The sequence below is a fragment of the Vibrio sp. DW001 genome, from assembly GCF_029016285.1.
Taxonomy (GTDB): Bacteria; Pseudomonadota; Gammaproteobacteria; order Enterobacterales; family Vibrionaceae; genus Vibrio.
In genome coordinates, this window is the sequence record NZ_CP091975.1 from 2,866,592 (window position 1) to 2,888,984 (window position 22,393).

Consider the following 22,393-nt stretch of genomic DNA (forward strand, 5'->3'; position numbering starts at 1 on the left):
AGACAATATCGATATGCTAGGCAATGATAAAACCCACGACGCTACCTATGCACTAGAGTCTGAAGTCATTATCAAGCCTCTTTTTCAAGATGCCGACCCAATGGGTGTTGTCTATCACGGTAACTATTTTCGGTTTTTCGAACAGGCTCGACATGCATTAATGGCAAAAATTAGCTACAGCTACCTGGAAATGAACGCGTCAGGTTATATGTGGCCAATCATCGATACACGGGTTAAGTACGTAAAATCCATTCCTTTTGACCATGAGGTTCGAGTAGTCGCAAAACTAACCGAATGGGAAAATCGGTTGAGGGTTGATTACATCATCTTTGACAACAACACCGGAGAGCGGATGACAAAAGCACATACAACGCAAGTTGCCGTGGAGATGGCAACAAAGGAAATGTGCTTCGTTTCCCCTAAAATATTCACTGATAGAGTGGAACATTGGCATATGAACGGAGAATTCAATGATTAAGCGACTCACTATTGCGTTCTATTTATTGTTCATTTTCTCGCCATCATTACAGGCAAAGAGCTTACAAGAGGTGCAAACATTATTGACAGCTCAAAGCCTTGTACGTGGCAATTTCGAACAACACAAAGCAATGGCAATGTTTAGTCAACCACTCACCTCTACTGGCAATTTCGTCATCCATAAAAAGAGTGGATTGTTGTGGCAACAAACGTCTCCTTTCCCAGTAAATATTATCCTTACTGACGATAAACTAAGCCAACAATTTGCCAGTCAGCCCGCGCAGGTAATGACAGAGAAAGAAAACCCAATGGCATTTTATTTCAGCCATATATTCCTTTCACTGTTTGATGGTAATGCACAACAACTTAATCAACAATTCACGACATCATTTAGTGACAACGTAGAGGTTTGGACCTTAACGTTAACGCCTAATCAAGCGCCACTTAACGCTGTGTTCAGTGATATAACGATTTCCGGAACCCTTTACATCAACCAGATAGAACTGACCGAGGTTCGCGGCGACAAGACCACCATTCTATTTAGCAACCAAACCGAACAACCCAACACCCTGACGTCCGATGAAAGTGCCTTTTTCCATTTTTAAAGCGGGTATGACCCCCTTCTTCGCTGCGCATTCGGTTTCCATTCGAAGCCTTGCGCTCATCTGGCTGATAGTCATGATGGGTTGCATCGGAGTGCTGGTGCAGAAAACATTGGGAGGTAAACCATTACCAATAGAGACGAATATTCTTGCTTTATTACCAAAAAACCAGCAAGACCCAATTGCGCAACAAGCTTTTGATAAAATAGCCAGCGCGATGAGTAATAAAGTCGTTTTCTTGTTAGAAGGCTCAGATAAAAAACAACTGACTGACGCCGCACAACAGTTTGAACAATCGATAACCACACTCGGCCTATTTTCAGACATTACCGGTGAGATATCTGAATCAGAGCAACAAGCTTGGGCTAATTTCTATTACCCAAAACGATTCCAATTGCTTACGGATACGCAAAGCGCAAGACTCTCATCCTCTACAGGCCTTCAAACGCAATATGTAATTCAGTCTATCTACAATCCTTTTTCTGGTGTCACTGGACAAGAGTTAGCTAACGACCCCTTCTTGCTTTTTCGTGATTATTTAGCCTCGCTTTCAACCTTGTCTGGGGACTTTCAACTTGATCAGGGATACTTAAGCAAGAGTACTGAAGATAAGCACTACATATTGATTGCCGCAGAACTAAATGGCTCACCTTATAATCTGGCGATTCAAGATAAGCTTTCTGAACTTGTTATTCTGGAGCAGACACTGACCCAACAATACGCGGTTAATGTGATGCATACAGGCGTGATTTTCTATGCGACATATGGCACTCAAAGCGCAAAATCTGAAATAAGCACCATTGGGCTCGGTTCATTAGTTGGCGTAATTGCATTATTGCTGTTGGTCTATCGAAGCCCATTGCCATTGGCCTTATCCTTACTCTCTATCAGTTGTGGATTTATTGCCGCATTTACAGGATGCCTGATTATTTTTGGTAAAATCCATCTGTTTAGTTTGGTTTTCGGCACAAGCTTAATTGGGGTTTCCATTGACTACTCGTTTCACTACTTAACTGAGCGATTAGTCGCAGGAAAAGCATGGGACTCATATCTCGCGCTTAAACAGATATTTGGTGCGATCACACTCGGGCTAATTACCAGCTTGGTCGGTTACTTAGGTCTACTTATCGCACCATTTCCAGGCTTACAACAACTGGCACTATTTTCAGCTATTGGTCTGACCGCCGCTTATATTTCAGTCGTCGTTTGGTACCCTATATTGGCTAGACAACCATCGAAACCACGAACGTTTCCCATAGAAACTCTATCGTTCAAATGGTTATCGCTTTGGAGTTCAACACCATTTAGGGTTATTTTCCCGAGTTTGTTGTTGATAATCGGTTGTTTTTTCCTTTCTCAAACGCATTATAACGACGATGTTCGCCAGTTGCAGGCAACACCAGTAGAACTCAAACTCATAGAACAGAAAATTGAACAACTTTCTGGTGTTGATTCTAGCCAACAAATGTTACTGGTGTCGGCAGCCGATGAACAAGCTTTGTTAGATAATCTACATGCTTTGAGCCTAGAACTAGACAACTGGATTGCCCTCGGTCTCATATCTGGATATCAAAACATAACGCAGTATCTGCCTAGTATCGAGCAACAAAGATTGAATTTTAGTTTAGTGGAAAAACTCTACAAATCTCAGGCGAGCGAATTACAAAATGCCGTGCAACTCACGCAAACTCCGGTATTAAAAGACGCATTTGTGCCAATTACTGTCAGCGATTATCTACAGTCCGATAGTTCGCAACCCACGCGCTTCCTCTGGCTAGGCGATATCGCAGGTAAAAGCTATTCTATTGTGCTACTTAAGAACATTACCAAAATAACCACGGTAAGGAATTGGACCGAAGGCAATAGCGATATAAGATACCTAGATAAAACAGATGAAATATCCACTTTATTTGGCGAATATAGGGAAAAAATAACCGAGTTACTGATTGCGGCTGTAGTGGTAATTTGGTTTATTCTCGGTTGGCAATATAGCTTCAAACAAGCAAGTAAAATGGTTGCGCCTCCTATTATTGCCTCCATTTGTGCACTGGCAATCACCAGCCTAAATGGAACAGAGTTAAACCTATTTAATCTTCTAGCGTTGGCTCTCATTTTGGGTATAGGTATTGATTATACGCTCTTTTTTGCACAACCTAGGCAACATAAAGGCACCCTATTAGCGATTACGTTATCGGCAATGACAACCATTCTGTCATTTGGTCTTCTCGCAATGAGTAATACTCATGCCATCCACAGCTTTGGTATAACGGTACTAACAGGGATCTTCGTTGCATGGCTACTTGCTCCTATCGCCATGAATTTAAATATTGAAGGTAAACAATGACACGTTTAGGTATGACAGCTTTAAAAATTAGTAAACTGACGCTAATAACTTATTTATTATTGAGTCTATTTGGTTGCACATCACTGCAGACTCAACCAAATACGCTCGTCGATATTGCACCAAATACATCCGTTCAATTGCCTCTACCTAAAGACCTCCAACTGGACATCACAGTAAACCAAATTATTACGGCAGAATGGAATAATGCAACGCACCAGTTACCTGTATTATTAGAGGTGGATGAACACTCAGTAAAATTAGCTGGATTTTCATCCTGGGGGACACGTATTCTTAGCCTTGAATATACCGAAGACAAAATCGAATCTGAAGTGCTAGCGGGCTTAGGAACATCCCTTCCCGACCCTAAGCAAGTATTGTTTTATCTAATGATTACTCTTTGGCCACAAGAGGTATGGCAAACGAAACTCGATGATATAGGTTGGAAGCTAACCGAATCCGCTCACTTGCGCACATTATTGAATGAACAAGGGAAAGAAGTCGTTATTATTCAGTATACTAACATCAATAAGTTGGCTGGAGACATACATATGAGTAACACCATCTCCAATTATCGAATCACTATTCAAACATTATCCTTGTCACAGACATCGATATAGCCTGGCTTTAATAACAAAAAATGAATACACGTAATCAATACCCCATTTTTATCCATGCTTGTGGATTCAATTCTGCATTGGGCGAGAGCCATCACGATATCCATAAAAGGTTGCGCGAACAGTTGTCTCCCGACATGGTCATTGTTGACAATTCACTCAACGATGGTCGTTCAACGGTAGTGGGACAAGTAAGTAATGCGCTGCCAGTATTACCAGACCATCTCAGCCATTTCGATAGCCGTAATAATCGCTTAGCACTTTCTTCCATACAACAGATCGAAGATGAAATAAGGCAGGCTATTAGAAAATATGGCCGCAATCGAGTGGCCGTAATCATTGGTACCAGCACCTCTGGTATCTCAGACGGAGAAAAAGCGTTAGACACCTTATTCGACTCTGGATCGTTTCCGACCAATTATCACTACAACAAACAAGAATTAGGTAATCCTGCCGAATTTGTGGCTGAATACTTTGACCTCGAGGGGCCCTGTTATTCAATATCAACAGCATGCTCTTCTAGCGGTCGCGTCTTCTTGTCGGCAAAAAGAATGCTCAAAGCGAATCTGGTCGATGCGGTGATTGTCGGTGGTGTCGACTCTTTGTGTAGACTCACCCTCAACGGTTTTCGTTGTCTAGAGGCCTTGTCAACGACACTTTGCAAACCCTTTGATAAAAACAGAGATGGTATTAATATTGGTGAGGCGGCTGCATTCATGTTGCTTTCAACTGAACCTACTGAATCAAACATTGCATTGTTAGGTGCGGGAGATAGCTCTGATGCTCATCATATTTCTGCTCCACATCCGGACGGTAAAGGCGCTATCGAAGCGATGACCAAAGCACTCTTCGATGCTCAAATGGACGCGAGTGAGATTGGGTATGTCAATGCACATGGCACCGCAACACAGCTAAATGACGCCATGGAAAGCAAAGCGATTGCTAGCGTATTTGACCGTGTTCCAGTAAGTTCTACCAAGCCATTAACAGGACACACCCTTGGTGCTGCAAGTGCCGTAGAGGCAGCAATAAGCTGGCACATATTGACCTATACATTACCTCTTCCAAGTCAAATAAATAATCACGGCCTCGATAATCTGCCTATTCAACTGGTCAAAAAAGATCAATACTTACCACCAGCTAAAGCCATTTTAAGCAATTCATTTGCCTTTGGTGGAAACAACATAAGCCTTATTTTTGGATATGCTAATGAGTAACTATCCTTCGATAGAAACACTAATACCACACGCCTCACCGATGATATTTATCGATGAGGCTATCGCTATAGAAAAAGAGAGCATTCACTGCAGAGTCACAGTGAAAGAGACAAATCTTTTTTTTAATCAAGAATCCAATGCGATTCCGGCCTACGTTGGCATTGAGTTTATGGCGCAATCAATTTCTGCGTGGTCGGGCTACCATGCAAGTTTAAAGGGTCAAGCCTCCCCCATCGGTTTTCTGCTCGGTAGTCGACGATACCATGTATCCGTTGAACAGTTTATCGAAGGTTCAGTTCTGGACATCTATGCGCATCAGATAATGGAAAATAATGGCATGGCGGTATTCAGCGGTAGAATAGAGCATAAAGGCGATGAAATTGCGCAGTGCCAACTTAATGTTTATGTACCAAGCAAAGAAAAATTACAAGAAATGAAAATGAAGGATCGCAAATGAGCAGACAAGTACTTGTTACGGGAGCCAGCAAAGGGTTAGGCAGAGCTATTGCGGTTCAGCTAGCAAAAGACGGCTTTATGGTAATCGTCCATTACATGGGGGATAAAGAAGGTGGTCAGGCAACGCTCTCTATGATTGAGAATGAGGGAGGTCAAGGCAGATTGATACAATTTGACATCAGTCATCGCCAAGAGTGCAAATCAAGATTGGAAGCAGATATCAATCAATTTGGCGCTTATTATGGCATCGTAAATAATGCTGGCATTACCCGTGACACTGCTTTCCCTGCCATGACAGAAGAGGAATGGGACGGCGTAATCCATACCAATTTGGACAGCTTTTATAATGTTTTGCACCCCTGTGTTATGCCTATGGTTCAAATGCGAAAAGGTGGCCGGATTGTCACGATGGCCTCCGTATCCGGCATTATGGGCAATCGTGGTCAAACCAACTACAGCGCAGCTAAAGCGGGAGTCATCGGGGCAACGAAGTCTCTTGCATTAGAATTAGCAAAAAGAAAAATTACCGTGAATTGCGTCGCACCAGGCTTGATTGATACGGGTATGGTCGACGAAAACGTAAAGGAGCACGCCCTACCTCAAGTGCCTTTGCGTAGAATGGGGGAACCTGAAGAAGTTGCCGGCTTAGTCAGTTACCTAATGTCTGATGTTGCCGCCTATGTCACTAGACAAGTAATTTCTATAAATGGAGGCTTAATATGAGTCGTCGTGTTGTTGTCACCGGAATGGCCGGTGTGACCGCTTTGGGAAATGATTGGAAGACAGTAGAGTCAAAACTTAAAGCATGTGAAAACGCCACCAAATACATGCCAGACTTCGAACAATATGATGGCCTCAATACTAAACTTGCGGCACCCATTGAGAATTTTGAATTACCAAAGCATTACACCCGAAAGAAAATTCGCTCTATGGGGCGTGTGTCCAAGCTTGCAACACTCGCGAGCGAGAATGCACTTATTCAAAGTGGACTAATTGGCAATGACGTACTAACCAATGGGCAAACGGGCGTGGCATACGGCTCGTCAACTGGTAGTACGGACGCGGTAGGTGCTTTCGGTGTGATGCTAAATGAGAAAACAACCCGAGCCATTACCGCGACAACCTATGTCCAGATGATGCCACACACCACAGCGGTGAACGTTGGACTTTTCTTTGGTCTTAAAGGGCGAGTTATCCCAACCAGTAGTGCTTGCACTTCAGGTAGCCAGGCGATTGGTTATGCCTTCGAAGCCATTAAGCACGGCTATCAAACCGTGATGGTAGCGGGAGGTGGTGAGGAGCTATGCCCAACAGAATCTGCCGTGTTTGATACGCTATTCGCGACGAGCTTGAAAAACGATGCACCGAAAACAACACCAAGACCCTACGATACAGATCGAGACGGCTTAGTCATCGGAGAAGGTGCGGGGACTCTCGTCTTAGAAGAATACGAACACGCTAAGGCCCGTGGTGCAAAGATCTATGCTGAGTTAATAGGATTCGCAAGCAACTGCGATGCAACGCATGTCACTCAACCCCAAATGGAAACGATGCAGTTTTGCATGGAAATGGCCTTAACCGACGCCAATCTAGACGCGGATAAAATTGATTATATCTCCGCACATGGTACTGCCACAGATCGTGGCGACATTGCGGAGAGCAATGCGACGGCAAATATCTTTAATGACGGTGTACCGATCAGTTCGCTAAAGAGTTATTTCGGTCATACACTCGGTGCATGCGGAGCGATCGAAGCTTGGTTGAGCATTGAAATGATGAATTCTGGTTGGTTTAGCCCAACACTCAATTTGGACAAATTGGACGAACGGTGTGGAAAGCTTGACTATATAACAGGAAATGGTCGAGAAATAGAGTGTCATTACCTAATGAGCAACAACTTTGCCTTTGGTGGCATTAACACTTCGCTCATTTTTAAAAAACACAACTGATTGATTTTTATAAACATCATAAAATGCCTTGTTATCTGTAAGGCATTTTTGCTTTATGCTTCTTCATATTTTGCTATTTATGACATACTATTTGTAAATAACAGATGTATCATTAAATACCTAATAGATGATGAGTAAAAGTAATCTAACATCCAATACAGGTCACCGTTTTATTTCTAAAGGTAAGACCGCTTACAAAATACATATCCATACACCAGACGATACTATCTTACATCGTTCAGTGGGGTTCATTCGGATTGGCGAAAAGAAAGCACTAGAAAAAGCCCTTCAGAAAAGAAACGAACTCGGAAAAGAAATGTGGGGGAAGTTTTGGCACCGACTGCTAAAAGACGCTTATCTGATGACTCGCCTGCCCCATGATTTAGAACCCAAGATTATCTATAAATCCAAAGACCCGGAAACCAGCCAAGGATATTACATTGCTAAGTGGCGAGAATACTTAGGTGACGGTAAATTTAATTACCGCAGCACGGTTTGCTCTATTGATAAGCACGGAAAACTCGCGGCCTACTCAAAAGCCAAGCGCGCGCTATTAGAAGCACATAAAGAGAATATCGATCTACTCTTGTTTATGGGTAGACTGAACAGCATTGATTTAAAGTAGTTCTTGAATTTCATACAAAAAACCTCACATTATTGTGAGGTTTTTACTTTTAACGACAATAAAACTTATTGTGCATTCGCTTCACGTTGGGCAATGAACTCTAACGCCATATTGATACGAGTCGTCACACGATCTTTGCCAACAAGTTGCATGACAATATCAACAGAAGGTGACTGACCACCACCGGTCACCGCAACGCGAAGTGGCATACCAATTTTACCCATACCAATTTCTAACTCAGCGCAAACCTGCTCAATGACACCATGAAGGTTCTCTGTTGACCACTCATCAAGCGCCTCTATTTTGCTTAGTGCCAACTCTAAAGGCCCTTTAGCAACACCACGCAGATGCTTTTTCGCCGCGGCGGCATCAAACGCTTGGAAGTCTTCATAGAAATAGCGAGATTGGCTTGCAAGTTCAACCAAGGTATTACAACGTTCGCCGACTAAAGTGATCACGTCTTCGATAGCAGGGCCATTCTCTTTATTGATGCCTTGAGTATCTAAATGCCATTGTAAATGCTTTGCCACATAGGCAGGTTCTGAAGACTTGATATAGTGATTATTTAGCCAGTTCAATTTGTCAGTATTGAAGGCTGAGGCCGACTTGCTAATGGCATCTAGGCTAAACATTTCAATCATCTCTTCTTGTGAGAAAATCTCTTGGTCTCCATGAGACCACCCTAAACGAACAAGATAATTATTCAACGCATTGGGTAGATAACCTTCATCACGATACTGCATAACGCTCACGGCACCGTGACGCTTCGATAGTTTAGCGCCATCGTCACCTAGAATCATTGCACAGTGCGCAAACGTTGGAATAGGCGCACCTAACGCTTGGTAGATATTGATTTGACGAGGCGTGTTATTAATGTGGTCTTCACCACGTACAACATGAGTAATGCCCATGTCCCAGTCATCAACGACGACACAAAAATTATACGTTGGAGAACCATCAGTACGACGAATAATCAAATCATCTAACTGCTCGTTGCTGATCTCAATTCGGCCACGAATTTGATCATCAAATACTACGCTGCCTGCTTTCGGATTACGGAATCGAATCACACAAGGGTCACCCTCATTCGCAGCAGCATTAACCGCAACAATCTTTGGATGGTTTGCATCGTAACGCGCCATCTCTTTGTTTGCTTCTTGCTCTTCACGAATCTCGTCAAGTAACGCCTTAGAGGCATAACACTTATAGGCTTTATCTTCACCGAGAAGCTGATCAACCATTTCATTGTAACGGTCAAAACGTTTGGTTTGATAGTAAGGGCCTTCATTCCATTCCAAACCCATCCACTGCATACCTTCAAGAATCGCATCAACAGCTTCTTGAGTTGAACGTTCTATATCGGTATCTTCAATACGTAAAACGAATTCACCACCTTGGCTTTTAGCGTAAAGCCAAGAGTATAGTGCTGTTCGTGCACCACCAACGTGAAGATAGCCTGTAGGGCTAGGAGCAAAACGAGTTTTAACCGTCATTAGTAAATACCTTAGAAAATTAAAGGTGCAGCTGAAATGCTGCATAGATAAATACCCAAAATAGTTGGTGGTGCAGCTAGGCGACAAGTAAGCGAAGCCCCATGAACATAGATTACTATGCGTAGGGGTAAGCGAGCGCCGTCAACAACGATGCAACTTCAAGTATGACGGGTAAAGATAAAAGTAGCGGTATTTTAACACCGTGTTGCTCTTTTTCTCAATAATTCCTTTTATCTACATGACAGTTTGGCAACTAAAGTGTTGACCTTACCTTAGGGTTAAGGTTTATCGTTACAATAACAGCATAGAATTGGAATGAATTATGACTCAGTTTGATATCTCACTTAGTGGCTTAAATTGTGGCAAATGCGTAAACAAGTTAACCCAAAGCCTCGCCCTCCTTTCCGACACCGAATTAATATCTATCGATAAGACATCCGTGTCGGTTAATACCTCGCGCCCATTGCTGGAGATCATCGCTGATATCGAACGTAACAAGTATCAAGCTGGAAACCATATAACACTTAGTCTCTCGGGTTTGCGTTGTGGTAAGTGCGTAGGAAAAGTGCGTGATCGCTTATCGACAAATACACAGATTGCCCGATTTGAGGTATCGAAAACTTCGTTGTCACTTGTCACCACGCTAGACCGGAATTCCGTGATCGGGATTGTGGAAAGCCTTGGGTTTAATGCAACACCTGAAACCGGTGAACATTTAAACCCACAACAAGAATCAGAACCAGAGACCATAAATATCCCCGATACGACAGCTTTAACAATACCAAAAACCGAAACCAAAACCTTCATTCAAAAAACACTGATCTCTCCGCAATCAAATACGTTTAACCTTGTTTTACAAGGCATGACCTGCGCAAGTTGTGTGGCGTCTGTAGAGAAAGCATGCCTCTCCGTTGGCGGGGTGCAAAAAGCACAAATTAACCTCGCTGAGCAAAGTGCGGTTATATCCACAGATATCAACGATAACATCCGTGATTTGTTATTGAAGTCAATCAAAGATGCAGGATACAGCGCATCCATTATTGAAGACGAGGCAAGTCAGCAAGCAGAGCTTCAAGCCGCACATATTCAAGCTCAAACAAGACACAAAAAAAGCGCCACTACCGCTCTGGCTGTGGGGGCTCCGTTAATGCTATGGGGGCTTTTGGGTGGCAACATGATGATACGGAATACCTCAGATCAATTGGTCTGGGGGGTTATCGGAGTTGTCTGTCTCGTGCTATTAGCAACCGCTGGTCGGAGTTTTTACACCAATGCGTGGCAATCATTGATCCACAAGCGAGCAACCATGGACACGCTCGTCGCGCTTGGGACTGGAGCGGCATGGTTCTATTCAATACTGGTTGTTGTCTCTCCTAGTTGGTTCCCAGCGGCTTCAAGACACGTCTATTTTGAAGCCAGTGCAATGATTATCGGATTAATCTCGCTGGGGCACTATATAGAAGCGAAAGCCAAACTACGTACGACCGAATCGTTACAGTCTTTAATTGGTCTTCAAGTGAAAACCGCCACGGTTCGTCAAGGAGACGAAGATATTGTAATGCCGATCGGTTCCATCACGCAGGGGATGTTACTACTGATAAAACCCGGAGAAAAAATCCCTGTCGATGGCAACGTGGTAGAAGGTGAATCTTACGTTGACGAAGCAATGTTGACGGGAGAACCTATTCCAAAGCTAAAGGTTATCGGTGATAACGTGTCAGCGGGTACGATAAACAGCGATGGCAGTCTGTTTATTCTTGCCACAGGGGTTGGCAATCAAACCATGCTGGCAAGAATCATTCAGTTGGTTCGTCAAGCCCAAAGCAGTAAACCAGCTATCGCAAAGCTTGCAGATTCAATATCGGCGATATTTGTCCCTGTCGTGGTTGGCATTGCGATTTTTTCTGCGCTCATTTGGTGGTGGGTTGGCCCAGACCCTAAAGCCAGTTACATGATGATTGTATCGACAACGGTCCTGATTATAGCTTGTCCTTGCGCACTCGGACTCGCCACCCCGCTCTCTATTACCGTAGGAATAGGCAAAGCGGCAGAACTTGGCATATTGATCAAAGATGCCGATGTCTTGCAAAATGCCAGTAAAATCGACACTGTCGTTTTTGATAAAACCGGGACATTAACGCTTGGTAAACCATCTATTCAAGAATTTGAGGTTCTAAATGGCATGGATGAAGAAGCATTTTTACAATCCATTTATGCACTCGAGAGTCATTCTGAACATCCATTAGCAGGGGCTATATGTCAATTTTCAAAGGAGAAAAACATCCCCTTGAACGCGGCAACAGAGGTACAAAACCAAAGGGGAAAAGGTTTATCCGGTAAAGTCTCGGGGACGACGGTTTCTGTAGGCTCAGTTAATTTTATCCGCTCTCAAGGTATTGAGATTGAAGACAACCATATCTCGAGCTATTTGGCTAAGGCCTGGACCGTAGTAGCGGTAAGTATTGACCATCAATTCGCGGGAATAATCGCCATTTCAGATCCCATTAAAAAGGATGCTCTTGAAGCAATCGCATTGCTACAAGCAAATAAAATAAATGTTGTATTATTAAGTGGCGACAATCAAATCGTTGCAGACAAAATTGCGAAAGAGATCGGTATAAAACAGGTCATTGCCGGCGTTCTCCCAGACGAAAAAGCGCAACATATACAAAACCTACAATCGTCAGGAAGGATAGTGGCGATGGTCGGTGACGGCATAAATGACGCACCTGCATTAGCGCAAGCCGATATTGGCATCGCGATGGGCAGTGGCTCTGATGTCGCGATAGAAAGCGCTCAGATGACCTTGCTTAACTCTTCTCCTATTGCCGTAAATAGTGCCATTGAGTTATCAAAAGCAACGGTAAGAAATATGAAGCAAAATTTATTTGGAGCCTTTATCTATAACTCCATTGGCATTCCAGTTGCAGCCGGAGTTCTGTATCCTATGTTTGGATTCCTACTTAGCCCCGTATTTGCAGGAGCGGCAATGGCGCTATCTTCAATAACGGTGGTCAGCAACGCCAACCGATTAAGATTTTTTAAAGTAAAATAGACCTTAAATAATTCGAGAGATTTAATGAACACTGTAATCAAGACATCGCTGACGCTTCTTTCCTTGCTATTGAGTTATTCTGTCGCAGCAGAACCGCTGTATTTTAAAGCAACCAAAGGTGACAAGGAGCTAATGATACTCGGGTCAATCCATATGGGAAACTCGCAGATGTACCCATTGCCAGCCGCGATCACCGCGTTTTTACAAACGAGCGACGCCGTCATTACAGAGATTAAGCTAACGGATGATACACCGACATTGAGTACTGACACTCAGTCGACAGATGAAGTGCTCAATGAGAAGCAGAAAGCTCTACTAGAAGAGATTAATCGTCAGTTGGGGTTAACCCCCAAAGCTTTTTTAACAATCCCAGCGTGGCAGACTGCCGTAACACTACAAATATCTCAATTTTCAAAAATGGGCTTTAGCCAACAACTCGGAATAGATACCTACATTACGGAGCAAGCCACAAATCTTGACAAGACAATATTGGCATTGGAATCCATAGAGTTTCAATTAGGGTTATTTACTAACGACCCAAAAGTAAGCCAATTATTATTAACAGACACCATCGAGAACTGGCAAGAAAATGTAAAGGTAAGCGAATGTTTAGTCGAAAGCTGGCATGCAGGCAATAAACAACAGCTTGCTGAACTCGCTATCCAAAGTGCCATTGGAGATGAGCTCGGTGATCAGTTTATCTATCAACGAAACCACGATTGGGCCAGTAAACTCGACTCAAATTCATTTATTGCTGAAGGGAAATTTTTAGTCGTTGTCGGTGCTTTGCACCTTGTAGGAAAAGAGAATCTTCTCTCACTTTTATCAGAGAAAGGATTTAGCATTGATCAGCTTTCCAAAGAAAACCCTATCGATTGCCTGTAGAGCAAACAATACATTCCTCTCTCGTTAACGCTCCACATCGTGGAGCAGTAACAAGAGAGTAAGTGATGTGGTCGGATGCAGCGGATTCGAACCGCTGACCCCTACTCCCCCAGAGTAGTGCGCTACCAAACTGCGCTAGCATCCGATTAGGGCATTGATTATATGTCAAAAATTTATTCCCGTCACCTCCACTTGTTCTTATTTTTTTATCATGAAACGACAGGAGACAATCGTTGATGTCAGGCGAAAGAGGCCGGTGAATGCAGGTAATCTTTGTGATATTAGATCCCCACTTTCGTGGGGATGACGAAGTTTGAAATAGATGAATTAAGGAGTAAACGCTCCCCCGCCCGACCCTATACTCCCATTCTCTATCTACATTTGCTCTCTTCTAGAATGCAAACAGCCCCGTCATCAGACGAGGCCTTTTAATATGGTCGGTGAAGAGCTGAATTTGAGAACAGGCGAACCCCCGACCCTATACCCCCATTCTCTATCTACATTTGCTCTCTTCTAGAATGCAAAAAGCCCCGTCATCAGACGAGGCCTTTTAATATGGTCGGTGAAGAGGGATTCGAACCCCCGACCCTCTGGTCCCAAACCAGATGCGCTACCAAGCTGCGCTATTCACCGAATATCGTTCCGAATTCTTTTAACCGGGAACGGAAGCGTATATTACTCATTATTTACTTAGACGCAAGCCATTTCTAATTCTTTTTCTCAGCTTCTGTTCAACTGCTTACTTTAGCATCAGGCCCAGCCAAAATGTGACTAAAAACACAACAACAAGATCATTTTCTTAACTAAATGGCCACAATTGATCCAGATCAGTGATTAATAGCTAAACAACCTCTAATTTAGTTTCGTCATTACTATTTTGTTAGGAGAAAACATGGATTTCTGGCTCGATCTCCTTTTTGGGAATGCGATAGGCTTATCTTCAATGATAGTCATATTCGTCACATTTGGCATCATGCTATTTTTCGGTGGTTATTTCATTTACAAGATAGTAAGCGACAAATCTCCTCACTAGATCACTTGGCAAGTCAAACTATTGCTCCGGAGTAAATATTGTATTTTCTCCGGTTTTCTTTGCCTATCATTTACCGACATCAGCCATCGCACTGGCTATCTACTTTTCTTGATAACCAATAGTTGATGACCTTGCATTTCCAACTGGTATACTCATTCGATGATTACTGACCAATGTGAGATGCAGTTATGTCTCAGGAAGACGACCTAGATCTATTTCAAAAAATGATGGGCGATATAAAACCGTTGACACAAGACATCGCCGAACTCAAAAAAGACCATCATGTTTCTGATGCTCAATTAGCTCGACGTGAAGCCGCGATGAACCTAACAGAGGATGAACCTGAATATCTTTCTCTTGATCACGCCCCAATGCTAAAACCAAATGATATTATCGAGTTTAAACGCAGTGGCGTACAAGACGGGGTCTATCGAAAGTTAAGGCTCGGCAAGTATCCTATTCAGGCTCGTTTAGACCTTCACAAGAGAACCCTCACACAAGCCCGAGAAGAAATCGTTAAGTTCCTCCGCCAATGCTTGCGCATGGATATCCGGAGTGTGATTATTGTTCATGGGAAAGGGGAGCGCTCAAATCCTCCCGCTATGATGAAAAGCTATACCGCTAGTTGGTTAGTGCAGATATCGGATGTATTAGCGATACATAGCACACAAAGAACACACGGCGGTACAGGTGCGGTATATGTTATGTTGAAGAAAAGCGTCGATAAAAAACTCGAAAATCGCGAAAGACATCAAAAACGTCTAGGTTAAATACAGATTGATGCTAAAATAAACCAATACTCAGCAACGATCTAATCGTTGCTTTTTTCATCGTTGTGAAACAGAGAAAACCATGTCGCAAAATATATCTCAAGATCCGCAAGGCAAACGCTTAAATAAGTTTATCAGTGAGACAGGGTTTTGCTCTCGCAGAGAAGCGGATAGGCTCATTGATAGTGGTCGAGTCACCATTAACGGTATCGTCCCAGAAATGGGGACCAAAGTACTCGCAGATGACGTCGTACTCGTCGATGATAAGCCACTCAATCGAAAACAAAAAGCCATCTATATCGCGTTGAATAAACCAACAGGTATCACCTGTACGACGGAAAGGGATATCCCTGGTAATATCGTCGATTTCATTGGTTTAAAGCAGCGAATATTCCCAATTGGTCGTTTAGATAAACCTTCCGATGGACTGATCTTTTTGACAAACGATGGCGACATCGTCAACAAAATATTGCGAGCTGGCAATAACCACGAGAAAGAATATGTGGTTCGCGTAGACAAACCCATTAACAAAGCCTTTCTCGAGAAAATGTCTTCAGGAGTGGCCATTCTTGACACTGTTACTCTCCCTTGTGAGGTTACCGAAGAGACCAAGTACTCATTTCGCATTGTACTGACCCAAGGATTGAACCGTCAAATCCGTCGTATGTGTGAAGCATTAGGTTATGAAGTATTTAAGCTTCGTCGAGTGCGAATTATGAATATCACTATCGACGGTATTCCAAACGGAAAATGGCGTTATTTAACAGACGCTGAAGTCGCTGAAATACTAAGAATGAGTGGCGATTCAAGTAATACTGAAGAAGCATCGAAAGTGAATGCGAATGGAGGGCGAATCAGACGAGCGACGGACGCAAAACTGTTTGATAGTCGAGAAGAGAATCAACCTTCACGCGCAAGAAGGAATCAAAAACCAAGAACCTTTTCAGGCAATAATGCCGATGAATTTCGTCATTCCCCAAGAAAAAGAAATTCCGATTCGTACTCTAACGCCGACAACAGACATGATAGTAAGCCGAAAAAACGAGTTGCAGGTACGCTTTCTCTAAAAAAATAGACCCACAGATAAGTAATATTAACGGCCATCATCTGCTCAATCAATTAGGTGATGGTCACTATATTTTTATGCCGTTAACTCAGCAAACAGTCCGTTCGTTAGTTGCAACAGATGATCTGGCGACACCTCCAGATCGAGTCCCCGCTTCCCAGCAGACACATAAATAGCCTCCTGCCCTTTAGCCGTTATATCTAAACAAGTCGGCAATCTTTTCTTCTGGCCTAACGGGCTGATACCACCGACAACGTATCCAGATATTTTCTGAGCGATAGTGGGGTCAGCCATCTCCGCCTTTTTGGCTTTCATCGCTTTAGCCGCCTGTTTAAGATTGAGCTTGCTCTCCACCGGAATAATGGCTACCGCAAGGTTTCTCTGCTCGCCGTTGATACAGAACATCAAGGTCTTAAATACCTTATTAGGATCCACACCAAGCACCTCGGCTGCCTCTAAGCCGTAGCTTACATGCTTGGGGTCATGCTTATACTGATGAACCGTATGCGGTATTTTTTTCTTCTTCAGAAGGTCGATAGCTGGTGTCATACTTTACTCAACGATTTTGTTTCAAGTAATACCAATCTGGAAAATCGACTGATCAGCATTATGTTTGTCATAGAACCAACATCAATAGGCACTGAGGCCCATTGATAAGCGTACAAGGATGTCTTGAACGATTGGCTGAATAACATTCATGTTGATCACAAACTAACTTAGTTTGGTATAATTCACTCGTAATAAATAAAAAGGCGATGCATTAGCATCGCCTTTATCTTCAACGTTCCTTAAAGGATCGTCAAGTTAATCTCTATTTGTAAACCATCTCGCCTTTTGGCTCGAATTTGCTTACATCTATAGGTGTGTTTGACTCTAGGTATGCTTTCAATACTTCTGCATCAACAAAGCCAGTGTTAACGTGACCAGCATGACCTGTCAACTTAGGATAACCATCACCACCAGCAGCGTTAAAGCTTGGCACAGTGAAACGATATGTCTTGTTCATATCAAGTGGCATACCACCAACCTTAACATCACTCACTTTACCGTTTTCTACTGTCATTGAAATACCAGCGAACTGAGCATAAGCACCAGAATCAACCGGTTTCGTCGCGACAACGTTTAAGTAGTCTAGTACTTCACTACCCTTCATATCGTTGTATGTAATTACGTTTGCAAATGGTTGAACGGTCAACACATCTTTATACGTAATGTCGCCAGCTTCAATTGAAGCACGTACACCACCAGAATTCATCACACCGAAATCTGCTTTAGCGCGTTCCATATGTGCAGTAGCAATCAAGCGACCAAGGTTAGTTTGTTGGAAACGAACGATATTTCGCTCACCAATTAGGTTCGCATTAGATTCAGCAACCTTAATGTTCAACTGTTCTTGACCTTGCTCTTGGTATGGTTTCAAGAATGCGACCATTTCCGCGTCTTGAGCGATTTCATCTTGAATGAATACGCGCGTTTTCTTACCATCAACCTTGATTTTTTTCTTAAGGTTTACAGGAATAAGGTCATAGCTCACCATTTCCAGTTCACCGTTACGGAATTCGTAGTCAGCACGACCTACATATTTACCCCATTCATGAGCCTGTACTATCCAGGTACCATTTTGATTATCTGGTTGGCACTCAGCACCCGGCTTGAAGGAGCCATTCATCACGTTAGGACCTTCCATACAGACAGGTTCTTGTGAGTGACCACCAACGATCATGTCTAACGAGCCTTCGTCTAAATAACGAGCAAGCGCAACATCACCTGGTGCATTGACACCACGGTTACCATTTTCATAGTGACCCATATGCGTCACAGCAAAAATCAAATCTGGTTTTTCGCTTTCATTAATTTCAGCGATCAGCTTCTTCGCTTCTTCTTTCGGGTCACGAAATTCTAATCCAGCAATAAATTCTGGGTTACCAATCTTCATCGTGTCTTCAGTGGTTAAACCGATGACAGCAATTTTGATGCCTTGCTTTTCAAACATTTGATAGGCTTGATACTTGCGTTCGCCTGTTGCTTTGTCATAGATGTTTGCAGACAACATTGGGAAACCACCCCATGCGATTTGTTGATCTAGCACTGAAAGCGCGTTATCAAATTCATGGTTACCTAACGCCATTGCGTCATAACCAAGCTTGTTCATCCCTTTAAAATCAGGTTCAGCGTCTTGCAGATCTGATTCAGGAACGCCGGTATTAATATCACCGCCAGAAAGCAGTAGCACGCTGCCACCTTCAGCAGCCACTTCAGCACGTAATTCATCGATTAGCGTTTTACGCGCTGCCATACCGTACTCACCATATTTATTTGACCAGAAACGGCCATGGTGATCATTGGTATGCAAAACCGTTAGCTTATATGTTTGGTCTTCTTCCCATGCAGGTCCCGTCGCGCAACCAGCCAATGTTGCTAATATTGCTGCACCTAGCACAGTTTTAAGTATCAAGCGTTCCTTCATCTTTAGTACCTTTCTTTTATTTTGGATTTTTCACTGCCGTGAAGTTCTCAAATCATGGTTTTTCAAGTGACAACTTGAAGAAGTTTAGATTATTCGAAGAGATCATCTATTATGATTTCATATATATGAAATATAGGTCACCTTTATATTACAGTTTTATTTTAATGAAAGTGATTTAATACACATAAAACCAAAAGCCATCACAGGCAATCGGTTACCTATGATATTGATCTAGGTTCAGGCTTAGCAAAGTTGAATTCTTTCAGGTTTGTACTTCAATTAATTTTTCCACAAAAAAACCGCCCTAGAAGGCGGTTTAATTTTATAGTGCGTCGATGAGTTACTTAATATCGATATGTTCAAAGCTCTTAATCATGTCATCAAGTGACTTCATCTGAGCTAAGAATGGCTCCAATTTATCCAATGGAAGAGCCGACGGGCCGTCACATCTTGCCTTATCAGGATCAGGGTGAGCCTCAATAAACAGACCAGCAATACCCGTTGCTAATCCTGCCTTAGCTAATTCTACTGTTTGGTTGCGACGTCCACCAGATGCTGCACCAGACGGATCTCGCATCTGCAATGAGTGAGTCACGTCAAAAATAATAGGACTGCCGTTGGACACTTTTTTCATAACACCAAAACCAAGCATATCAACAACTAGATTGTCGTAGCCCATGCAAGAACCTCGCTCACATAGAATGATTTTTTCATTCCCACATTCTGCAAACTTATCCACAATATTGCCCACTTGATCAGGGCTCATAAATTGAGGTTTCTTTACATTGATAACCGCGCCCGTCTTCGCCATGGCTTCAACAAGATCGGTCTGACGAGCTAAGAATGCAGGTAGCTGGATTACATCAACGACATCGGCAACAATTTGAGCTTGTGCTTCCGTATGGATATCAGTAATGATTTTCACACCAAAGGTATCTTTGATTTCTTGGAATATCTTCATTCCTTCTTCTAGGCCGGGACCACGATAAGAATGGACAGAACTACGATTCGCTTTATCAAATGACGCCTTAAATACGTATGGAATACCAAGTTTTTCAGTAACGGTTACATAATGTTCGCAGATTTTCATAGCGAGATCGCGAGACTCAAGAACATTCATTCCCGCAAACAAGGTAAACGGTTTGTCGTTTGCAACTGGAATATCACCAACATGAACGATTTTTTGTTCCATTTTTTTTCTCTCTATTTTTAATCAATGACTTTAGCTAATCCAACAAATCAACTAATGAATAGTAACGATATTTGTGTCCAATGCCCTTAACTGGCTTTTGAGTAACTCAGCCGCTGGATCCTCTGGGCACTGATCAATAAAAAATTGATAATCAGTTTTTGCAATTTGGTGGCAATCAAGCTGCTGATAAATAAAGCCTCTATCGCGAATCTCATACGGGTCATCGGGAACAAAGCTTAATGCTAAATCGGTACACCTAAGTGCCAAAGTATAACGCTCTTCTCTTAAAAGTGCGCTTTTGGTTACGGCTAACCAACGACCAATAATCGTGGGATGATCCGCTGTCTTTAGGTGTTCTGCTTTCAATTTAGCTAACGGCCCTTCTTGTCCAATAAGCCAAGCGGTGAGTATCTTCTTGTCTACATACTCACCATTGTATGGATTGATGTACATTGGCTTTTCATCAGACCATAGCAGCTTAACCAAAAATTGGGTTGGAAACGTCACGCCTTCAACAGGAAAGCCTAACTTGCCTGCAAAATAAAGAAACAGAGCGCCAAGACTCACAGGGATACCCATTCTGCGCCTCAGTACTGTATCCATAAATACATTCTCTGAGCTGAAGTAGGCTTCACTGTCGCCTTTAAAACCTAGGTCGCAGTAGAAGTAGCGTATAAAAGAGTCAAACTTCTGCTTTTCGTCTGTCTCGTTAACTAACGCCAACTCTATCTCACTCAATAGATTCGCAAGTTCCGCCTCAACCCAAGCAACGTCTGTATCGGAGTTAATCGCATGATTGAGCGCTAATGCTCCTTCTACGATCGCCATCCCATCTAAATCTTCATCGAACAATTTAAACATGGTTTACCCTATTAATGCTGGTACTTTCGTTATTGCGATCTTACCCGCCATTACTAACCAGCCTAACGCGCCAAAGAATGCGAAGGTTCTAAGTAGTCGATTTTTAGCGACTTTAAGAGTAAAAAAACCTAATGCGAAATAAGCCAATATACAGGTCACTTTTTCCGTAAACCATTCATTGCCTGGTGTAAAAGGTATAAATCCTAGGCTGAAAATTAACCCTATACCGGAAAGGATCAATATCGTGTCGATAACATGAGGTGATATTTTTAGGAATTTCTTTTCTACCATCGGGGAATTCGCCATCATCAACGCATAGCGAATAGATAATAAGATCGCACTAAGTACGATAGACAGCATGTGGATGTTTTTTAAAGCAAAATACACTGTAATTTCTCTTTATTTAAATGAAATTGACTCATATCGGCCATAGGTAACTCTGTCGTTCCCAGCGTAGTCTTGCGCGGTTGACACGTCGCTATAACCCAAAGTTAACAATAATTCTCGCACGGCTTCACCTTGTTCAAAACCGTGTTCAAACAGCAACCAACCTTTCGGCTTTAGGTGACGAACAGCCTGTGTTGCAATCATACGTATATCTGACAGGCCTTTCTCTTCGGCAACAAGAGCACTTATTGGTTCGAACCTAACGTCACCAGAGGTAAGGTGAGGATCATCTTTATCAATATATGGTGGATTGGAAACAATCAGGCCAAATTTAGTTCCAATGTCGTTACGATTTGTTTCAAGCGGTTCAAACCAACTGCCTTGCAAAAACGTAACATTATTTATACCAAGATTTCTTGCATTTTTCTCAGCCAAATCTTTAGCTTCAATACGAATGTCTATGCCAGTAACTGCGTGCTGTGGACACTCAGATGCCATCGCAAGAGCGATAGCACCGGTCCCCGAACCCAAATCCAATAGTTGACAAGGTTCAGTGGACACTTTTTCCAGTGCCACTTCAACAAGACGTTCCGTGTCTGGTCTAGGGATCAATGTTAAAGGAGAAACCATCAGCGACAATGACCAAAACTCACGTTCACCGGTTATGTAAGCAATAGGTTCGCCTTCAATTCGTCTTTTTAGCAACGCTCTGAACTGACTTTGTTGTTCGTTTGTCAGTATTTTTTCAGGCCACGTTAAAAGGTAACTACGTGGTTTTCCTAGTACATGGCAAAGCAATACCGCAACATCCAAAGATGGTGACGCGCTTCCGCTTTCATCGAGCAAAGCGGTTGTTGCCCTCAACGTCGCCTCAATAGTCGGTGTCATATCCATATATAA

The 22,393-nt window shown here is 42.8% G+C and carries 21 protein-coding genes and 2 tRNA genes; 14 read left to right on the top strand and 9 right to left on the bottom strand.

Annotated features, from left to right (window positions below; genetic code table 11):
* Window positions 1-13: 13 nt before the first annotated feature.
* The 9 genes from L3V77_RS13025 to L3V77_RS13065 all read left to right on the top strand — a co-directional run bounded on the left by L3V77_RS13025 (window position 14) and on the right by L3V77_RS13065 (window position 8,284).
* Window positions 14-478 (top strand): acyl-CoA thioesterase, encoded by a 465-nt coding sequence (locus L3V77_RS13025; protein ID WP_275136765.1) that lies wholly within the window; start codon window positions 14-16, stop codon window positions 476-478.
* Window positions 471-1,082, top strand: coding sequence for an outer membrane lipoprotein carrier protein LolA (locus L3V77_RS13030; RefSeq protein WP_275134544.1), 612 nt, complete (start codon window positions 471-473; stop codon window positions 1,080-1,082). The genes L3V77_RS13025 and L3V77_RS13030 overlap by 8 nt, the downstream gene beginning before the upstream one ends.
* 7 nt (window positions 1,083-1,089) lie before the next feature.
* Complete coding sequence (locus L3V77_RS13035; protein WP_275136766.1) at window positions 1,090-3,423, top strand: MMPL family transporter; 2,334 nt, start codon at window positions 1,090-1,092, stop codon at window positions 3,421-3,423.
* Window positions 3,420-4,040 (top strand): DUF3261 domain-containing protein, encoded by a 621-nt coding sequence (locus L3V77_RS13040; RefSeq protein WP_275134545.1) that lies wholly within the window; start codon window positions 3,420-3,422, stop codon window positions 4,038-4,040. The genes L3V77_RS13035 and L3V77_RS13040 overlap by 4 nt, the downstream gene beginning before the upstream one ends.
* A gap of 20 nt (window positions 4,041-4,060) precedes the next feature.
* Window positions 4,061-5,254, top strand: a complete 1,194-nt coding sequence (locus L3V77_RS13045) for a beta-ketoacyl-[acyl-carrier-protein] synthase family protein (RefSeq protein ID WP_275134546.1) — start codon at window positions 4,061-4,063, stop codon at window positions 5,252-5,254.
* On the top strand, window positions 5,247-5,711 hold the full coding sequence (locus L3V77_RS13050) for a hotdog family protein (RefSeq protein WP_275134547.1): 465 nt from the start codon (window positions 5,247-5,249) through the stop codon (window positions 5,709-5,711). Before L3V77_RS13045 ends, L3V77_RS13050 begins: the two co-directional genes overlap by 8 nt.
* Window positions 5,708-6,433: a 3-oxoacyl-ACP reductase FabG gene (gene fabG / locus L3V77_RS13055; RefSeq protein WP_275134548.1), complete on the top strand. Its 726-nt coding sequence runs from the start codon at window positions 5,708-5,710 to the stop codon at window positions 6,431-6,433. Before L3V77_RS13050 ends, fabG begins: the two co-directional genes overlap by 4 nt.
* Window positions 6,430-7,659 (top strand): beta-ketoacyl-ACP synthase, encoded by a 1,230-nt coding sequence (locus L3V77_RS13060; RefSeq protein ID WP_275134549.1) that lies wholly within the window; start codon window positions 6,430-6,432, stop codon window positions 7,657-7,659. Before fabG ends, L3V77_RS13060 begins: the two co-directional genes overlap by 4 nt.
* A gap of 130 nt (window positions 7,660-7,789) precedes the next feature.
* Window positions 7,790-8,284 carry a Fe3+-citrate ABC transporter substrate-binding protein gene (locus L3V77_RS13065; RefSeq protein ID WP_195705103.1) on the top strand — a complete coding sequence of 165 codons (495 nt, stop codon included), beginning with the start codon at window positions 7,790-7,792 and terminating at the stop codon, window positions 8,282-8,284.
* A 65-nt stretch (window positions 8,285-8,349) separates the two neighbouring features.
* On the opposite strand, the gene gltX is transcribed toward L3V77_RS13065, so the two are convergent.
* Entirely contained in the window at window positions 8,350-9,777 is a 1,428-nt protein-coding gene (gene gltX, locus L3V77_RS13070; protein ID WP_275134550.1) for a glutamate--tRNA ligase, read from the bottom strand.
* A gap of 322 nt (window positions 9,778-10,099) precedes the next feature.
* Here gltX and L3V77_RS13075 point away from each other — a divergent pair, with 322 nt between their 5' ends.
* Window positions 10,100-12,832, top strand: coding sequence for a heavy metal translocating P-type ATPase (locus L3V77_RS13075; RefSeq protein ID WP_275134551.1), 2,733 nt, complete (start codon window positions 10,100-10,102; stop codon window positions 12,830-12,832).
* Window positions 12,833-12,856: 24 nt separating this feature from the next.
* On the top strand, window positions 12,857-13,717 hold the full coding sequence (locus L3V77_RS13080) for a TraB/GumN family protein (protein WP_275134552.1): 861 nt from the start codon (window positions 12,857-12,859) through the stop codon (window positions 13,715-13,717).
* A gap of 68 nt (window positions 13,718-13,785) precedes the next feature.
* On the opposite strand, the gene L3V77_RS13085 is transcribed toward L3V77_RS13080, so the two are convergent.
* Both L3V77_RS13085 and L3V77_RS13090 read right to left on the bottom strand, forming a co-directional pair.
* A tRNA-Pro gene (locus tag L3V77_RS13085) sits at window positions 13,786-13,862 on the bottom strand.
* A 411-nt stretch (window positions 13,863-14,273) separates the two neighbouring features.
* Window positions 14,274-14,350 (bottom strand) — tRNA-Pro (locus L3V77_RS13090).
* A gap of 259 nt (window positions 14,351-14,609) precedes the next feature.
* Here L3V77_RS13090 and L3V77_RS13095 point away from each other — a divergent pair.
* The 3 genes from L3V77_RS13095 to rluF all read left to right on the top strand — a co-directional run bounded on the left by L3V77_RS13095 (window position 14,610) and on the right by rluF (window position 16,595).
* Window positions 14,610-14,750, top strand: a complete 141-nt coding sequence (locus tag L3V77_RS13095; RefSeq protein WP_195704048.1) for a DUF3149 domain-containing protein — start codon at window positions 14,610-14,612, stop codon at window positions 14,748-14,750.
* Between the two features lie 188 nt (window positions 14,751-14,938).
* A complete protein-coding gene (gene smrA / locus L3V77_RS13100) occupies window positions 14,939-15,520 on the top strand; it encodes a DNA endonuclease SmrA (RefSeq protein WP_275134553.1) in 582 nt (193 codons plus the stop codon).
* A 94-nt stretch (window positions 15,521-15,614) separates the two neighbouring features.
* A complete protein-coding gene (gene rluF / locus L3V77_RS13105) occupies window positions 15,615-16,595 on the top strand; it encodes a 23S rRNA pseudouridine(2604) synthase RluF (RefSeq protein ID WP_275136767.1) in 981 nt (326 codons plus the stop codon).
* Between the two features lie 66 nt (window positions 16,596-16,661).
* Here the strand turns inward: rluF and ybaK are convergent, their stop codons facing one another.
* The 6 genes from ybaK to prmC form a co-directional block, all read right to left on the bottom strand.
* Window positions 16,662-17,135 carry a Cys-tRNA(Pro) deacylase gene (ybaK, locus tag L3V77_RS13110; RefSeq protein ID WP_275134554.1) on the bottom strand — a complete coding sequence of 158 codons (474 nt, stop codon included), beginning with the start codon at window positions 17,133-17,135 and terminating at the stop codon, window positions 16,662-16,664.
* Window positions 17,136-17,397: 262 nt separating this feature from the next.
* Window positions 17,398-19,053, bottom strand: a complete 1,656-nt coding sequence (gene ushA / locus L3V77_RS13115; protein ID WP_275134555.1) for a bifunctional UDP-sugar hydrolase/5'-nucleotidase UshA — start codon at window positions 19,051-19,053, stop codon at window positions 17,398-17,400.
* Between the two features lie 340 nt (window positions 19,054-19,393).
* Window positions 19,394-20,245 (bottom strand): 3-deoxy-8-phosphooctulonate synthase, encoded by an 852-nt coding sequence (gene kdsA / locus L3V77_RS13120; RefSeq protein WP_275134556.1) that lies wholly within the window; start codon window positions 20,243-20,245, stop codon window positions 19,394-19,396.
* A 51-nt stretch (window positions 20,246-20,296) separates the two neighbouring features.
* Window positions 20,297-21,106: a SirB1 family protein gene (locus L3V77_RS13125; protein ID WP_275134557.1), complete on the bottom strand. Its 810-nt coding sequence runs from the start codon at window positions 21,104-21,106 to the stop codon at window positions 20,297-20,299.
* A gap of 3 nt (window positions 21,107-21,109) precedes the next feature.
* A complete protein-coding gene (locus L3V77_RS13130) occupies window positions 21,110-21,493 on the bottom strand; it encodes a SirB2 family protein (protein WP_275134558.1) in 384 nt (127 codons plus the stop codon).
* 12 nt (window positions 21,494-21,505) lie between these two features.
* The gene (gene prmC / locus L3V77_RS13135) at window positions 21,506-22,381 is read right to left on the bottom strand and encodes a peptide chain release factor N(5)-glutamine methyltransferase (RefSeq protein ID WP_275136768.1); all 876 of its coding nucleotides are present in this window, start codon (window positions 22,379-22,381) and stop codon (window positions 21,506-21,508) included.
* Window positions 22,382-22,393: the final 12 nt, after the last annotated feature.

What these genes read in the sequence shown, in the direction of transcription:
- L3V77_RS13065 (WP_195705103.1), top strand. Translation starts at nt 7,790, where the DNA reads ATGAGTAAAAGTAATCTAACATCCAATACAGGTCACCGTTTTATTTCT.
- L3V77_RS13030 (WP_275134544.1), top strand. Translation starts at nt 471, where the DNA reads ATGATTAAGCGACTCACTATTGCGTTCTATTTATTGTTCATTTTCTCG.
- gltX (WP_275134550.1), bottom strand. Translation starts at nt 9,777, where the DNA reads ATGACGGTTAAAACTCGTTTTGCTCCTAGCCCTACAGGCTATCTTCAC.
- kdsA (WP_275134556.1), bottom strand. Translation starts at nt 20,245, where the DNA reads ATGGAACAAAAAATCGTTCATGTTGGTGATATTCCAGTTGCAAACGAC.
- fabG (WP_275134548.1), top strand. Translation starts at nt 5,708, where the DNA reads ATGAGCAGACAAGTACTTGTTACGGGAGCCAGCAAAGGGTTAGGCAGA.
- L3V77_RS13050 (WP_275134547.1), top strand. Translation starts at nt 5,247, where the DNA reads ATGAGTAACTATCCTTCGATAGAAACACTAATACCACACGCCTCACCG.
- L3V77_RS13060 (WP_275134549.1), top strand. Translation starts at nt 6,430, where the DNA reads ATGAGTCGTCGTGTTGTTGTCACCGGAATGGCCGGTGTGACCGCTTTG.
- ybaK (WP_275134554.1), bottom strand. Translation starts at nt 17,135, where the DNA reads ATGACACCAGCTATCGACCTTCTGAAGAAGAAAAAAATACCGCATACG.
- L3V77_RS13095 (WP_195704048.1), top strand. Translation starts at nt 14,610, where the DNA reads ATGGATTTCTGGCTCGATCTCCTTTTTGGGAATGCGATAGGCTTATCT.
- L3V77_RS13075 (WP_275134551.1), top strand. Translation starts at nt 10,100, where the DNA reads ATGACTCAGTTTGATATCTCACTTAGTGGCTTAAATTGTGGCAAATGC.
- ushA (WP_275134555.1), bottom strand. Translation starts at nt 19,053, where the DNA reads ATGAAGGAACGCTTGATACTTAAAACTGTGCTAGGTGCAGCAATATTA.
- L3V77_RS13045 (WP_275134546.1), top strand. Translation starts at nt 4,061, where the DNA reads ATGAATACACGTAATCAATACCCCATTTTTATCCATGCTTGTGGATTC.
- L3V77_RS13040 (WP_275134545.1), top strand. Translation starts at nt 3,420, where the DNA reads ATGACACGTTTAGGTATGACAGCTTTAAAAATTAGTAAACTGACGCTA.
- prmC (WP_275136768.1), bottom strand. Translation starts at nt 22,381, where the DNA reads ATGACACCGACTATTGAGGCGACGTTGAGGGCAACAACCGCTTTGCTC.
- smrA (WP_275134553.1), top strand. Translation starts at nt 14,939, where the DNA reads ATGTCTCAGGAAGACGACCTAGATCTATTTCAAAAAATGATGGGCGAT.
- L3V77_RS13125 (WP_275134557.1), bottom strand. Translation starts at nt 21,106, where the DNA reads ATGTTTAAATTGTTCGATGAAGATTTAGATGGGATGGCGATCGTAGAA.
- L3V77_RS13035 (WP_275136766.1), top strand. Translation starts at nt 1,090, where the DNA reads ATGACCCCCTTCTTCGCTGCGCATTCGGTTTCCATTCGAAGCCTTGCG.
- L3V77_RS13025 (WP_275136765.1), top strand. Translation starts at nt 14, where the DNA reads ATGCTAGGCAATGATAAAACCCACGACGCTACCTATGCACTAGAGTCT.
- L3V77_RS13080 (WP_275134552.1), top strand. Translation starts at nt 12,857, where the DNA reads ATGAACACTGTAATCAAGACATCGCTGACGCTTCTTTCCTTGCTATTG.